The sequence below is a fragment of the Marinovum sp. genome (assembly GCF_048263515.1).
Taxonomy (GTDB): Bacteria; Pseudomonadota; Alphaproteobacteria; order Rhodobacterales; family Rhodobacteraceae; genus Marinovum.
Window position 1 is genome coordinate 39,194 of record NZ_JBLXEC010000006.1, and the last position, 14,395, is coordinate 53,588.

At 67.0% G+C, this 14,395-nt stretch carries 10 protein-coding genes; 3 read left to right on the forward strand and 7 right to left on the reverse strand.

Annotated elements, in window-relative coordinates:
• Nucleotides 1–24: 24 nt before the first annotated feature.
• The gene (locus tag ACN0SE_RS07700) at nucleotides 25–1,272 is read left to right on the forward strand and encodes an NAD(P)/FAD-dependent oxidoreductase (protein ID WP_417523929.1); all 1,248 of its coding nucleotides are present in this window, start codon (nucleotides 25–27) and stop codon (nucleotides 1,270–1,272) included.
• Nucleotides 1,273–1,276: 4 nt separating this feature from the next.
• Here ACN0SE_RS07700 and ACN0SE_RS07705 read toward each other — a convergent pair whose 3' ends face one another.
• Nucleotides 1,277–1,582, reverse strand: coding sequence for a GNAT family N-acetyltransferase (locus tag ACN0SE_RS07705; protein ID WP_417523930.1), 306 nt, complete (start codon nucleotides 1,580–1,582; stop codon nucleotides 1,277–1,279).
• Nucleotides 1,583–1,978: 396 nt separating this feature from the next.
• Here ACN0SE_RS07705 and ACN0SE_RS07710 point away from each other — a divergent pair, with 396 nt between their 5' ends.
• Nucleotides 1,979–3,268 carry a DEAD/DEAH box helicase gene (locus ACN0SE_RS07710; RefSeq protein ID WP_417523931.1) on the forward strand — a complete coding sequence of 430 codons (1,290 nt, stop codon included), beginning with the start codon at nucleotides 1,979–1,981 and terminating at the stop codon, nucleotides 3,266–3,268.
• Between the two features lie 758 nt (nucleotides 3,269–4,026).
• Here the strand turns inward: ACN0SE_RS07710 and mgrA are convergent.
• The gene (mgrA, locus tag ACN0SE_RS07715) at nucleotides 4,027–5,070 is read right to left on the reverse strand and encodes an L-glyceraldehyde 3-phosphate reductase (protein WP_417523932.1); all 1,044 of its coding nucleotides are present in this window, start codon (nucleotides 5,068–5,070) and stop codon (nucleotides 4,027–4,029) included.
• A 254-nt stretch (nucleotides 5,071–5,324) separates the two neighbouring features.
• On the opposite strand from mgrA, the gene ACN0SE_RS07720 reads away from it, so the two are divergent.
• On the forward strand, nucleotides 5,325–5,855 hold the full coding sequence (locus ACN0SE_RS07720) for an NYN domain-containing protein (RefSeq protein ID WP_417523933.1): 531 nt from the start codon (nucleotides 5,325–5,327) through the stop codon (nucleotides 5,853–5,855).
• Nucleotides 5,856–5,968: 113 nt separating this feature from the next.
• Here ACN0SE_RS07720 and ACN0SE_RS07725 read toward each other — a convergent pair whose 3' ends face one another.
• From ACN0SE_RS07725 to glgC, 5 genes are read right to left on the reverse strand one after another with little or no spacing between them, the layout of a single operon-like run.
• On the reverse strand, nucleotides 5,969–7,600 hold the full coding sequence (locus ACN0SE_RS07725) for an alpha-D-glucose phosphate-specific phosphoglucomutase (RefSeq protein WP_417523934.1): 1,632 nt from the start codon (nucleotides 7,598–7,600) through the stop codon (nucleotides 5,969–5,971).
• Entirely contained in the window at nucleotides 7,588–9,576 is a 1,989-nt protein-coding gene (locus ACN0SE_RS07730; protein ID WP_417523935.1) for a 4-alpha-glucanotransferase, read from the reverse strand. The genes ACN0SE_RS07725 and ACN0SE_RS07730 overlap by 13 nt, the downstream gene beginning before the upstream one ends.
• A complete protein-coding gene (gene glgX, locus ACN0SE_RS07735) occupies nucleotides 9,573–11,693 on the reverse strand; it encodes a glycogen debranching protein GlgX (RefSeq protein ID WP_417523936.1) in 2,121 nt (706 codons plus the stop codon). The genes ACN0SE_RS07730 and glgX overlap by 4 nt, the downstream gene beginning before the upstream one ends.
• Entirely contained in the window at nucleotides 11,690–13,129 is a 1,440-nt protein-coding gene (gene glgA / locus ACN0SE_RS07740; protein ID WP_417523937.1) for a glycogen synthase GlgA, read from the reverse strand. Before glgA ends, glgX begins: the two co-directional genes overlap by 4 nt.
• Nucleotide 13,130: 1 nt before the next feature.
• A complete protein-coding gene (gene glgC / locus ACN0SE_RS07745) occupies nucleotides 13,131–14,390 on the reverse strand; it encodes a glucose-1-phosphate adenylyltransferase (RefSeq protein ID WP_417523938.1) in 1,260 nt (419 codons plus the stop codon).
• Between the last annotated feature and the right edge of the window lie 5 nt (nucleotides 14,391–14,395).

The window sequence follows — 14,395 nt, forward strand, 5'->3', positions numbered from 1 at the left end:
AGGCGCGACAACAGGAGAGCCGCGGTGACAACAGGGCAGAGCCGGACCGCCGTCGTGGGCGCGGGGATCATCGGCACCACCATCGCCCATGCGCTGCAACAGCGCGGCCACGCCGTGACGCTGATCGAGCGGGAGGAGCCGGGGCGCGGGGCGTCCTTCGGCAACATGGCCTCGATCGCGGTGTCGGGCTTCATGCCGATGTCGCGTCCCCGGGTCTGGCTGCAAGCGCCGGGCTGGCTGTTCGATCCCGGCGGGCCGATCCGGATCGCACCGGGCTATGCCGCCAAGGTCGCGCCGTGGATTCTGCAGTTCCTCTGGGCCGGGCGGCCCAGCCGGCTGCGCGCGTTGCAGGCGCAGGGGGCGGCGATCTGCGAACGGGCGCTGCGGGATACCGAGGCGCTGCTGAGCGATCTGGACCTGTCGGATCACCTCAGCGCCACCGGCTGCCTGTCTCTCTATGCCACGCCCGGCGAATTTGCAGCCGACCGCGCGGCGCTGACCATGCTGGATCGCTTCGGCTTCGAGCATGAGGTCCTGAGTTCGGACGAGCTGCGCCAGCGCGAGCCCGAGCTGCTGCCCGGCATTCACAAGGCGGTGCTGATGCCCGACAACCGCACCCTGCGCGATCCCTTTGCGCTGGTCAGCCGGCTGGTCGAGGTCTTCGAGGCGCGCGGCGGCACGTTGATGCAGGGCATGGTGCAGGATGTGACGCGCAGCGGCCGCGGGGTGAAGCTGCAGCTCGAGGCGGACGAAAGCCTCGAGGTCGATCACGTGGTGCTGGCCGCCGGTGTGCACACCGGGGCGCTGGCGCGGCAATTGGGCGAGCCGATCCCGCTCGAATCCGAGCGCGGCTATCACACCCAGATCGGCGCGCCGGGGATCAGCCTGCGGCATGCGCTGATCTGGCCGACGCGGGCCTTCATGGTCTCGCCCACCGGTGGCGGCATCCGGATCGGCGGCACGGTGGAATTTGCCGGTCTCGACGCGCCGCCCGACTGGCGCCGGTCGAAGATCACCGTCGAGCGGGCCAAAAGCATTCTGCCACGGCTGCAGGTCGAGGAGACCAGCCGCTGGATGGGGCATCGCCCGTCGCTGCCCGACACGATCCCGGTGATCTCGTCCTCTCGCAAGCTGCCGGGGGTGTTCTATGCCACCGGTCACGGCCATCTCGGCATGACCCAGGCGGCAACGACGGCACAGCTGATGGCTGACCTTGTGACAGGAACCCCGCCGCCGATCGACATGAAGCCTTATCGCGTCGACCGGTTCTGAGCGGTCAGCGGCCCTGCAGCACGTCCTGCCAGTCCGGCGTGCGTGCGATCTGGGCCTTGGCAAAGGGGCAGAGCGGAATGACCTTGAGACCCTCGGCCCTGGCGTCCGCGATCGCGTGTGCGACAAGGCGCCGGCCAAGGCCGGTGCCGCGCAGGGCATTTGGCACCTCGGTATGGTCGATGATGATCGCCGAGCGCCCGAGGCGGGAATAGGTCAGCACCGCGTCGTGCCCGGTGTGGTGCAGCGTGTAGCGGCCCTTGGTCTCGGTCTCTTCGCGGCGGATCTCGGGGGTGATGTCGGGCGTGGTCATGGGCTCTCCGTCAGGCGGGCAGGGCAGGTGGCGCCTGCCGGGTGAGACTGCCTCCGGGCGCGGCCCGAGGTCAACCGGCTGCCCCATGCCGGGTGTGACAAACTGGCCTTTCGCCGCCGCCCACGCGTAAACCCCTGTCACAGCGCTTGACTTTTCGCCCGGCAGAGCGCATCTGAGGCATGTCGCTGCGCTGCCGCGTGAGCATGCCGCCCCTGCGAGGGGCTCTCAGCGACAGCGATTTCAGTTCCCCATCACGCAGGGTTCCTGACGCGACGGCCGGATGCCGCGGGACACGCCCGTGCGTCCAGAGGCCCCGCGCACCCTCCCTAGGCTGCGGATGCGGCCTGCAATAACGGGCTGTCCGGGGTATTCCGGTCTGGCCCCGAAGGATACGACTTGTTCGATTTCGACATGCTGGGCCTCGCGCCCGCGCTCAACGACGCCCTGACCCGCAACAAATTCGACAAACCCACACCGATCCAGGCCAAGGCGATTCCGCTGGCCATGGAAGGTCACGACATTCTGGGACTGGCCCAGACCGGCACCGGCAAGACCCTGGCCTTCGGCCTGCCGCTGATCGACCACATGCTGTCGGAGCCCGGCAAACCGGCGCCCAAGACCGCCAAGGCGCTGATCCTGGCCCCGACCCGCGAGTTGGTGAACCAGATCGCCGAGAGCCTGAAGACCCTGACCCATGACACCCGCATTCGCGTGGTGACCGTGGTCGGCGGGCAGTCGATCAACCGCCAGATCAACGCGCTGGACCGAGGCACCGACATTCTGGTCGCCACCCCGGGCCGGCTGATGGACCTGATGGACCGCCGCGCCGTCGATCTGGGCCAGGTCAAGCACCTGATCCTCGACGAGGCCGACCAGATGCTCGATCTGGGCTTCATCCACGCGCTGCGCAAGATCGCGCCGCGGCTGGGCACGCCGCGCCAGACCATGCTGTTCTCGGCCACCATGCCGAAGCAGATGGAAGAGCTGTCGCGCGCCTATCTGACCAACCCGCGCAAGGTGCAGGTCTCGCCTCCGGGCAAGGCCGCCGACAAGGTGACCCAGTCGGTGATCTTCATGGACAAGGGCGTCAAGCCGACCCGGCTGCGTGAAATCCTGTCGCGCGATCCCGAAGCGCTGACGCTGGTCTTCTCGCGCACCAAGCATGGCGCCGAGAAGCTGATGAAGGGCCTCGTGGCCGACGGCTTCAACGCTGCCTCGATCCACGGCAACAAGAGCCAGGGCCAGCGCGACCGCGCCATCAAGGGCTTCCGCGATGGCGACATCAAGGTGCTGGTGGCGACGGACGTCGCGGCCCGCGGCATCGACATTCCGGGCGTGGCCTATGTGGTGAACTACGATCTGCCGGAAGTGCCCGACAGCTATGTGCACCGCATCGGCCGCACCGCACGGGCCGGTCGTGAAGGCGAGGCGATTGCCTTCTGTTCGGCGGAAGACGTCGATCTGCTGCTGCAGATCCAGAAGCTGATGAAGATCGAGATCCCGGTGGCCGGTGGGACCATGCCGCAGGCCGTCAAGGACCCGACCCGCGGTGGCAACCGTGGCCAGCGTCGCGGTGGTGGCGGCGGTGGTCGCGGGCGTGGCGCTCATGCCGCCCATGGCCACACGGCTGCCCCCTCAGGCGACGGTGGCAAACGCCGCCGCCCGCGTCGCCGCAAGGCCGCTTGAGTTTGCGAAGGCCGGGGATCATCCCCGGCCTTTTGCTTTGTGAGCCGTGCGTCGTGGGCCGGGGGGTGTCTTGGGGCTCAGACGCTTTGCGATGAGCCGCGCATTGTCGGGCCGTGGTGCGGCGATCCTCGGGGGGGGGTCGGCAACGCTTTATCCTAGACAAATCCGAAGAAGATAGGATCGGCGCGCTCACGTCAACCAAATCGCCGTGCCGGCGGGCGGCCCGGCGATGCGCGGCGGCCTTTGGCCGCTGTTAACGCGCTTGGTGCATTGGTCCGACGTGTCGCGACGAGCCGTCATTGACGGGCCGCGGTGCGGCGATCCTCGGGTGGTTCGGCAGCGCTTTATCTCAGCCAAATCCTAAAGAGACCTGATCGGCGCGCTTGTGTCAGCCAAATCGCCGTGCCGGCGGGCGGCCCGGCGATGCGCGGCGGCCTTTGGCCGCTGTTAACGCGCTGGGTGAGTTGGTGTGACGTGTCGCGACGAGCCGTCATTGACGGGCCGTGGTGCGGCAATCCTCCGGGGGTTCGGCAGCGCTTTATCGTCGCCATATCCGAAAGAGACTTGATCGGCGCGCTTGTGTCAGCCAAATCGCCGTGCCGTGGGGCGGCCCGGCGATGCGCGGCGGCCTGCGTCCGCTGTTAACGCGCTTGGTGAGATACTCGGATCTGAGGAGTGAGGCTTCACAGTCGGCGCAGGCAGCTGCGCCGAAGCGCCCCAAGGCGAGGCGCACATCAGCACCCCGCCTGACCCGAAAATCACCGCGACGGGCCGTCGCGCTCCGCCGAGGCCGCCCACAGGTTGATGTTGGCGTCCTTGGCGTGCTGGTCGATCCGCGCCAGCTCGTCCTCGGTGAACTCCAGGTTCCCCACGGCGCCGACGCAATCCTCGACCTGCGAAGGCTTCGACGCGCCGATCAGCGCCGTCGTCACCCGACCCCCGCGCAGCACCCAGGCCAGTGCCATCTGCGCCAGCGTCTGGCCACGCTCCTCGGCGATGGCATTGAGCGCGCGCACGTTCTCCAGCGCCTCTTCCGAGAGGAACCCCTCGCGCAGCGATTTGCCCTGCGCGGCGCGGCTGTCCTCGGGGATGCCGCCCAGGTACTTGCTGGTCAGCATGCCCTGCGCCAAGGGCGAAAACACGATCGAGCCGATGCCCAGATCGTCCAGCGCATCGAGCAGACCATCCTCCTCGACCCAGCGGTTCAGCATCGAATAGGACGGCTGGTGGATCAGGCAGGGGGTGCCCAGGTCCTTGAGGATCGCCGCCGCCTCGCGCGTGCGCTGCGCGTTGTACGACGAAATCCCGACATAAAGCGCGCGCCCCGAGCGGACGATGTGATCGAGCGCCATCATGGTCTCTTCCAGCGGCGTCTCGGGGTCGAAGCGGTGCGAATAGAAGATGTCGACGTAGTCCAGCCCCATGCGCTTGAGCGACTGGTCGCAGGAGGAAATCAGGTACTTGCGGCTGCCCATCTCGCCATAGGGGCCGGGCCACATGCGGTAGCCGGCTTTGGACGAGATGATCATCTCGTCGCGATAGGGCGCGAAATCCTGTCGCATCAGCTCGCCAAAGGCCTGCTCGGCAGCGCCGGGGCGCGGCCCGTAGTTGTTGGCGAGGTCGAAATGGGTGATGCCGTGGTCGAAGGCGGTGCGGGTGATTGCCCGCTTGGTCTCATGCGGGGTGTCATCGCCGAAATTGTGCCACAGCCCCAGCGAGATCGCCGGCAGCAGCAGGCCGGACTTGCCGCAGCGGCGATAGGGCATGGTGTCGTAGCGGGTGTCGGATGCGGTCCAGACCATGGGTGTCTCCTCGTTCCAGTTGCGCCTGTGTCGCGCGGTTGGCGACGGGCTGCAAGACTGGAATGTCAGTTTGGGAGGTGCCGGGGAGCGGTGGGTTGCAAACCCACCCTACGCCGGCATGTTGGGTGGCCCGTAGGGTGGGATTGCAACCCACCACACCCATTGCCCACCGGCCAGAAACATCGAGCATTGCAATCCGCCGTCGCGCCTGAAACCCTCCGACATCCAACCTCCAGCTTGCCCGAGACCGCCCCATGCGTGTACCTGTTGTCCTGTTGATCAGTTCTCTGGCCGTCGCGGCTTTCTCATTCCTCCGGTTCGGCCCGGGCCTCAGCGATCTGCTGTTGCTGAGCCTGATCAGCGCTCTCGCAGCGGCGATGTTGCTCCTGCGCGCCCCGCGCCGGGACGCAAAGATCGTGGTCCTCGACGGTTCCAATATCCTCTACTGGGGCGAGGGCACGCCTTCGTTGACCACGGTACGGACGGTGATCAGGCAGTTGCGCAAACAGGGGTGGGAGCCGATCATCTGGTTCGACGCCAATGTCGGCTACAAGGTCGGGGATGGCTATCTCGGGCCGGCGGCTCTGGCCAGTCAGCTTGGGTGCCGGGCACAGCAGGTTCGCGTCGCACCCAAGGGCCAGCCGGCCGATCCGCTGTTGCTGCAGGAAGCCGTCGACCTCGAGGCGCGCGTGGTCTCCAACGACCGGTTCCGCGACTGGGCCGAGACCTTTCCGCAGCTGCGGGGCGGCGATCTGTTGCTGCGGTCGACGGTGGTCGGGATGTAGGGTGGGTTTGCAACCCACCATCCACCGACAGACAAAAGCCGCGCAAAGCTGGGCAGGACCGCCCACCCTGCGACCTCGGGGCTTGCGGGCGGGTTGCAAACCCACCCACCATCTCAGGTCATCACGTCAGGCGCAGCGCGGTCGGTACGGGCGTTGAGCTCGCTCAGCTTGCCGATCGCCGCGGCCACGTCCTTGAGCGCCGCCTGCGTCTCGATCTCCAGATCGCCATCGGCGGGCATGTAGCGCTCCAGATAAACCCGCAGCGTCGCGCCCTCGGTGCCGGTGCCCGAGAGCCGCAGCACCCCGCGCGAGCCGCCCTCGAAGAGGATGCGGATGCCCTGGTTCCTGCTCACCGAACCATCGACCGGGTCGTGATAGGCGAACTGGTCGGCCTCGGTCACCTTGAGCCCGTGCAGCTCGGTGCCGGGCAGATCGCCCAGCTTCGCCTCGAGATCAGCCATCAACTTGTTGGCCGCGGCACTGTCCACCGCCTCGTAATCGTGGCGCGAATAGTAGTTGCGGCCGTAGGTCTGCCAGTGATCCATCAGGATCTCCTTCACCGAGACCTTGCGCTCGGCGAGGATGTTGAGCCAGAGCAGCACCGCCCAGAGCCCGTCCTTCTCGCGCACGTGGTCCGACCCGGTGCCGGCGCTTTCCTCACCGCAGAGCGTGGCGCGACCCGCATCCAGCAGGTTGCCGAAGAACTTCCAGCCGGTGGGGGTCTCGAAACATTCGATGCCCAGCTTCTCGGCCACCCGGTCGGCGGCCTGCGAGGTCGGCATCGAGCGCGCGACGCCGGCAAGTCCGCGGGTGTACCCCGGCGCCAGATGGGCATTGGCGGCCAGCACGGCAAGGCTGTCTGACGGGGTCACGTAAAGCCCCTTGCCGAGGATCATGTTGCGGTCGCCGTCACCGTCCGAGGCGGCGGCAAAATCGGGGCCGTCGTCGCTCATCACCAGATCGACCAGCGGTTTGGCCCAGATCGGGTTGGGATCGGGGTGGCCCTTGCCGAAATCGACCTTGGGCACGCCGTTCATCACCGTGCCCGCGGGCGCGCCCAGCGTGCCTTCGAGGATGGCGGTGGCATAGGGGCCGGTGACCGCATGCATGGCGTCGAACTTGATGGTGAAGCCGCTGGCAAAAAGCGCGCGAATGGCATCGAAATCAAACAGTTCGCCCATCAGCTTGGCGTAGTCCGCGACCGGATCGACGATCTCGACCGCCATGTCGCCGACACTGGTCTCGCCGATGGCGCCGAGGTCGATGTCAGTGGAATCCAGCGTGTGGTATTCCGACAGGGTCTTGGTCTCTTCGAACATCGCCTCGGTCACCTTTTCAGGGGCCGGACCGCCGTTCGAGGTGTTGAACTTCAGGCCGAAATCCTCGTCGATGCCGCCGGGATTGTGGCTGGCCGAGAGGATCAGCCCGCCGTCGGTGCCGCGCTGGCGGATCAGGTTCGAGGCGGCGGGTGTCGAGAGCAGACCGTTCTGGCCCACGATCGCGCGCGAAGCGCCATTGGCGGCGGCCATGCGCAGGATGGTCTGGATCGCCTCGGCGTTGAAATAACGCCCGTCGCCGCCGATCACGAAGGTCTTGCCCTCGGCGCCGCCGATGGCGTTGAAGATCGATTGCACGAAACACTCGAGATAATGCTCTTGCATGAAGACCTTGGTCTTCTTGCGCAGACCGGACGTGCCCGGCTTCTGGCCGTCGAACGGGGTGCAGGAGTGGGTTACTCTGGACATGTGATCGGTCCTTTCTCTGCTGGAACAGGCGGTTGGCGATTGCCAGCCTGCATGGTTGCGCCAATCTCGGCAAGGCGCGGCGAGGTCTCGAAATCTTCGACGGCAAGGCCGGTGCGGCGTCGCCAGTTGGGGTGTTCGTCGATGGTGCCGGGCAGGTTCGGCGCATCGACCTGGCCCAGGATGTCGTCGAGCTGCACCGCCACCATCGCCGCAGGAGAGCGGGTCAGCGCGCCGTGGATCACGCCGGCGATCTCGTCGGGGCCGGCGGTGGCGGCAATGCCGCAGTCGCGCCGCAGCCCGCCGCGCTGGTGGCTGCGGTGGCCATGGCGGCCGGCGGCCTCGGCATCGGTGATCCAGCCCATCTGCCGCCAGAGCGCCACGTCGGTGCCGTACCAGAAGCCGCGCAGGGTGGGCGTGTCATGGGTCGAGAAACAGGCAAGGCTGAACGGCCGCAGGTCGGCGGCGGGATGCAGGGTGCCGTCGTCGAAGGTCTCGTATTGCCAGACCGCGTAGGAGTAGAGCCCGGCGTTGTTCATCTTCTGACGGAAGCCGGCGGGCACCAGCCCGAGGTCTTCGCCGACGACGATGCAGCGGGCGCGAAAGGCCTCGATGGCGATCACCGCCAGCAGGCTGTCGAAGGGCTGGGTGATATAGGCGCCGGGGCTGTCGTCGTCGGGCAGCCAGTAGCTCCGCATCAGGCCCAGCGCATGGTCGATCCGCAACAGCCCGCATTTGCCCATCAGCTTGCGCAGCATGACCCGCAGCGGCTTGTAGCGCGCCTTGGCCAGAAGGCCGGGGGCATGGGCAACAAGGTCCCAGGACTGGCCGCCGGGGCTGAGCAGGTCGGGCGGCGCGCCGATGGTGACGCCGCGGGCAATGGTGTCGTCATGCATCCAGGCCTCGGCGCCGCCGGGGCGGGCGCCGACCGCGAGGTCGAGGTAGAGGCCCAGAGACATGCCGGCACCGGTGGCGGCGGCTTGCGCCGCGTCGATCTCGGCCTCGGCGCGCCATTGCAGCCAGCGGTGGAACTCGGCGCGTTTGCCGGCGGCCTTGATGGCGGCGGGCCCGGGTTGCTGCAGGGCTGCGGGCCATTTGCGACAGTCGGGGCCATGGATCTCGCTGATCGCCTCGAAGCAGGAGAAGTCTTCGAGTGATGCATTCGCCTCGGTGCAGAAGGTCTTGAAATCCTTGCGTCTTGCGGTGCGTTTGTATTCCGCTTCGAGCGCCGGGCGCTGCTGGGCCCGAAATCCCGGATAGTCGATCAGCGCGCTGGCGGGGCTTGGACCGAGACCGCCGCTGACGGCGATATGGTCGGAGTTGAAAAAGCCGCGATGGGTGGGCGAATAGGGGCTGATGACGTCTTCCGCCGCCCAGCCCAGCGCCGAGACCGGGTTGATGCCGAGGAACTGCGCACCGTGCTGGCCCAGCGCCTTTGCGGCGAGCGCGAGATCGTCGTAGCTGCCCAGCCCGCCGTTCTGGCCAGAGCGCAACCCGTAGAGCGCGGCGGTCACACCCCAGCTGCGGTGATGGCCGGAGGTCTCTGACAGCAGCGTCGCATGCGCCGGGCGGACCAGCAGAAAGCTTTCCTCTGCCCAGCCGTCGCCCGACAGATGCAGGGTGTAATAGCCGACCTCGAGCGCTGGCAGGGTCACCTCCGCCTCGGCCTTGCCGGCGCCGGCCTCAGCGCCGTCCTCGCCCAGGATCTGCCAGCGGCAGGGCGCGGTGAGGGCGATCTCGGCCGGGTGTCCGGCGCGCAGCAGCAATTCCTCGGGCACATGGCGATGCGCCTTGCCGGCCTTGCGTTCGGCCAGCGCCTCGGTCACCTCGGCGGCGCTCTCGGCAGGGATGCCCAGCGCCCGCAGAAGCGCGCGCAGGGTCGGTACCGGGGTTTCCCGCCGCACGCCGGCGAGATCGTGGAAGTCGAGATGCACGCCAGCAGCCTCGGCCAGTTGACGCAGCGCCGTATCGGCACTCATTCGGGGGTCTCCTCGCCCGGGATATCGCGCAGCACGAAGGCCGCCACCGAGTTGGCCGCCACCCGCGTCCGCCGCACCGGCATCACCGCCGGGGCCTGTTCGGCCTGCGAGGTGTCGATCTCACGCACCCATTGCCGGGCGCCGGGGTCTGGCAGCACCAGCACCTCGGTCCGCGCCTCGCGGTTGAAGGCCAGCAGGATGGTCTCGTCCATGGCATTGCCGATCGGATGCTCGGCACAGCCGCGCAGGATCAGGCAGAGGCTGGACAGCCCCGGATCGCGCCAGTTCAGCGGCGAGCCGTCATAGGCCATCCAGGACACGTCGTTGGTGCCGTCGCTGGGCCGTTCGGCACCATGCAGGAAGCATTTCTGCCGCACCGCCACGTGATCCTTGCGGAACTTGATCAGCGCCGCGGCAAAGGCGATCTGCTCCTGATCGAGCGCGTCCCAGTCGATCCAGGTGGTCGGATTGTCCTGGCAATAGGCGTTGTTGTTGCCGTTCTGCGAATGGCCGCCTTCGTCGCCGGCCAGCATCATCGGCGTGCCCTGCGACAGCATGACGGTGGCCAGGATATTGCGCTGCCGCCGCTTGCGGCCGGCGATGATCATCGGGTCGTCGGTCTCGCCCTCGACGCCGAAGTTGTCGCTGTGGTTGGCATGGTGGCCATCGCGGTTGTTCTCGCCGTTGGCCTCGTTGTGGCGTTCGACATAGGCGGTGGTGTCGGCCAGGGTAAAGCCGTCGTGGGCCGCGGCAAAGTTCACCGAGGACCAGGCCCGCCGGCCGCGTTGGTCAAACAGATCGGCCGAGCCGAGCAGGGCGGACCCCAGGTCCTGCGCGCTGTGGCCATCGCCGCGCCAGAACCGGCGCACGGTGTCGCGGTAGCGGTCGTTCCACTCGGCAAAGATCGGCGGGAAGTTCCCCAGCTGATAGCCGCCGGGACCGATGTCCCAGGGCTCGGCGATCATCTTGACGCCGGCCAGCACCGGGTCCTGCCGCAGCGCGGTCAGGAACGAGCCTTCCTGATCGAACCCCTGCCGCGAGCGGCAGAGCGTGGTGGCCAGATCGAAACGGAAGCCGTCGACGCCCATCGCCTGCACCCAGTAGCGCAGGCTGTCCATGATCATCCGCAGAACGAAGGGATGAGAGGTGTCGAGCGTGTTGCCGCAGCCGGTGTCATTGACGTAATAGCGCGGCTGGCCGTCGAGCAGGCGATAGTAGGACGCGTTGTCGAAGCCCTTGAACGACAGGGTGGGACCGCGCTGGTCGCCCTCGGCCGAGTGGTTGTAGACCACGTCGAGGATCACCTCGATCCCGGCGGCGTGGAAACGTTCGACCATGGCGCGGAAGCCCGCCACACCCTTGGGTCCGAAATAGCGCGGCTCGGGGGCGAAGAACCCGATGGTGTTGTACCCCCAGTAGTTCACCAGGCCCTTGCCCTTGAGCATCGGCTCGGATTTCAGCGCCTGCACCGGCAAAAGCTCCACCGCATCGACGCCAAGACGGGTCAAATGGTCGAGCATCGCGTCAGAGGCCATGCCGTCATAGGTGCCGCGCAGCTCCTCTTCCACGCCCTTGTGCAGCATGGTGGCGCCCTTGACGTGGGCCTCGTAGATCAGCCCGCCGTCATGGCCGCAGGTCAGTGTCTTGGCGTCCAGCGGAAAGAGCGCCGGGTCGGAAACCACCGATTTCGGCACATGCGGCGCGCTGTCGCTTTCGGAAAAGCTCAGGTCGTCGCCATTGCCGGCGGCGTCGTAGCCGTAGGTCGAGGGATGTTCGGCAAAGCTGCCGCGCATCTCGCGGGTATAGGGATCAAGCAGCAGCTTGTTGGCATTGAAGCGGTGGCCCCGCGACGGCTCGTAGGGGCCGTCGACGCGGTAGCCATAGAGCGTGCCGGGCACCAGGCCGGGCACATAGCCGTGCCAGACCGCGCCGTTGCGCTCGGGCAGGTCGACGCGGTGTTCCTCGCGCTTGCCGTCGGGTGAGAACAGGCAGAGCGTGACCTTGGTGGCATTCTCGGAAAAGACGGCGAAGTTGGTGCCTTCGCCGTCGAAATGTGCCCCCAGTTGATGTGAGCGGCCCGGACGGATTTCGACCGTCATCGGCGCACGGGTATTCATTCAGCCAGAACCTCTTTGTATAGATCGGCGTAGGCTTGGGCCGATATGTCCCAGCCCACCTCCTGTGACATGGCCGCGCGCTGCATGCCCTGCCAGTCGCCGGGCGTGGCATAGGTGCGGAAGGCGCGGTCGAGCACTTCGGATACGCCGGCAACACTCACGTCGTCAAACAGGAACCCGGTGGCACAGCCGGCCCGTTGGGCCGCCAGATTGCCCTCGATCACCGTATCGGCCAGCCCGCCGGTGCGCGCGACGATCGGCAGGGTGCCGTAACGCAGCCCGTAAAGCTGGGTCAGACCGCAGGGTTCGAACCGCGACGGGATCAGGATGGCGTCGCTGCCGCCCTGCAGCAGGTGCGAGAAGCCCTCGTCATAGCCGATATAGGTGCCGACCTTGCCGGGGTGGTCCTCGGCGGCGGTCTTGAAGGCCGCTTCCAGCTCCGGCGCGCCGGAGCCCAGCACCGCCAGCTGGCCGCCGTTTTCGACCAGATGCGGGATCGCCCCGGCCAGCGCATCGAGGCCCTTCTGTTCGGTCAGCCGGCTGATCACGCAGAACAGCGGGCCGTCATGGTCGGGATCGAGGCCGAGGCGCGTGCAGATCTCGGTGCGGTTGGCCTTCTTGCCGTCGAGGCTGCCTGCGTCATAGGTCTGGACCAGCGCCGGATCGGTGCCCGGGTTCCAGGCGTCGGTGTCGATGCCGTTGAGGATGCCCGACAGCACAGTCTGCCGCGCATTGAGCAGCCCTTCGAGCCCCATGCCGAAACGCGGCGTCAGGATCTCGCGGGCGTAGGTCGGGCTGACGGTGGTGATCCGGTCGGCAAAGGCCAGACCCGCCTTCAGGAAGGAGATGTCGCCGTGGTATTCCATGCCGTCCGGCGTGAACCAGTCCCAGCGCAGACCCAGCTCCTGGCCTTCGAAGGCGGCATAGCGGCCCTGAAAGGCGATGTTGTGGATCGTCATCACCGTCTTGGGCACCGGTCCGCCGGGTTGCTTGAGGTAGACCGGCGTGAGGCCGGCCTGCCAGTCGTGGGCGTGCACGATGTCGGGCTTCCAGCCGGTGAGCCCGGCAAAGCTGATCCGCGCCGCCGCCTGCGCCAGAGAGGCGAAGCGGCGGTGGTTGTCGTTCCAGTCCTGACCGCCTTCGTGGGTGTAGGGCCCGCCGCGACGGTCAAAGAGCTGCGGTGCATCAAGCAGCAGGAGGGTGATGCCCTCTGCCTCGACCTGCACCACGCGCCCCGGACCGCCGGGCAGATCGCCGAAGTTGGCGACCTCCTTGCCCTTGGCCACCAATGGCATGAGCGCCGGATAGGCCGGCAGCATGGTGCGCACGTCGATGCCGAAGGGCCTGAGCGCCCCCGGCAACGCGCCCGCCACATCCGCCAGCCCGCCGGTCTTGATGAAGGGCGCACATTCCGAGGTGACCATCAGGACGTTCATGTCAGCCTTCCAGCTTGTCGATCATGGATTGGGTGATCAGGCAAATGCCGCCTTCGGAGCGTCGGAAGCGCTTGGCATCCTCTTCGGGATCCTCGCCCACGACAAGCCCGTCGGGGATCTTGACGCCGCGATCAACCACGCAGTTCTTGAGCCGCGCCTTGCGACCGACATCGACATAGGGCAGGGCGACCACGCCTTCGAGCTCGGCAAAGCTGTGGGTGCAGACGCCGGTGAACAGCAGGCAGCGGTCGAGCTTGGAGCCCGAGATGATGCAGCCGCCGGCCACCATCGACGAGGTGGCAGACCCGCGCCGGCCTTCCTCGTTGTGGATGAACTTGGCGGGGGGCACGAGCTCGGAATAGGTCCAGATCGGCCAGTCCTGGGCGTAGATGTCCAGCTCGGGCTTGAAATCGGTCAGGTCGATATTGGCCTGCCAATAGGCGTCGATCGTGCCGACGTCGCGCCAGTAGGGCGTGTCCTCGAGCCCGGACATCACGCAGGAACGACCGAAGGGATGCGCATAGGCGCCGCCCTGGGCCACGATGTCCGGAATGATGTCATTGCCGAAGTCGTGGCTGGAGCTGTCGCTCTCGTTGTCCTTTTCAAGCAACTCGTAGAGATACTCGGCCTCGAAGACATAGATCCCCATGCTGGCCAGCGCGCGGCTGTCGTCGCCGGGCATGGCGGGCGGGTTGTCGGGTTTCTCGACAAATTCGAGGATCTTGTCGTTCTCGTCCACCCCCATCACGCCAAAGGCCTTGGCCTCTTCGCGCGGCACCTCGATGCAGCCGACCGTCACCTTGGCACCGGTCTTGACGTGCTGCTCGATCATGATCGAGTAGTCCTGCTTGTAGATGTGGTCACCGGCCAGCACGAGGATGTACTTGGGACCGTAGCCGCGCAGAACGTTGATGTTCTGCGTCACCGCGTCGGCGGTGCCCTTGTACCAGTTCTCTTCGTTCATCTGCTGCGAGGCGGGAAGGATGTCGAGGCTCTCGTTGCGCTCGGCGCGGAAGAACGACCAGCCGCGTTGCAGGTGGCGGATCAGGCTGTGCGCCTTGTACTGCGTCGCCACTCCGATGCGGCGGATGCCGGAGTTCACCGCATTCGACAGCGCAAAGTCGATGATGCGCGTCTTGCCGCCGAAATAGACGGCCGGCTTGGCGCGGATGTCGGTCATTTCCTTGAGCCGGCTGCCGCGTCCCCCGGCAAGCACATAGGCCATGGTCTGCTGCGCGAGAATATGTCTCGGTTCCGTCATCGGGT

What these genes read in the sequence shown, in the direction of transcription:
- ACN0SE_RS07720 (WP_417523933.1), top strand. Translation starts at nt 5,325, where the DNA reads ATGCGTGTACCTGTTGTCCTGTTGATCAGTTCTCTGGCCGTCGCGGCT.
- ACN0SE_RS07705 (WP_417523930.1), bottom strand. Translation starts at nt 1,582, where the DNA reads ATGACCACGCCCGACATCACCCCCGAGATCCGCCGCGAAGAGACCGAG.
- mgrA (WP_417523932.1), bottom strand. Translation starts at nt 5,070, where the DNA reads ATGGTCTGGACCGCATCCGACACCCGCTACGACACCATGCCCTATCGC.
- glgX (WP_417523936.1), bottom strand. Translation starts at nt 11,693, where the DNA reads ATGAATACCCGTGCGCCGATGACGGTCGAAATCCGTCCGGGCCGCTCA.
- glgC (WP_417523938.1), bottom strand. Translation starts at nt 14,390, where the DNA reads ATGACGGAACCGAGACATATTCTCGCGCAGCAGACCATGGCCTATGTG.
- ACN0SE_RS07725 (WP_417523934.1), bottom strand. Translation starts at nt 7,600, where the DNA reads ATGTCCAGAGTAACCCACTCCTGCACCCCGTTCGACGGCCAGAAGCCG.
- ACN0SE_RS07730 (WP_417523935.1), bottom strand. Translation starts at nt 9,576, where the DNA reads ATGAGTGCCGATACGGCGCTGCGTCAACTGGCCGAGGCTGCTGGCGTG.
- glgA (WP_417523937.1), bottom strand. Translation starts at nt 13,129, where the DNA reads ATGAACGTCCTGATGGTCACCTCGGAATGTGCGCCCTTCATCAAGACC.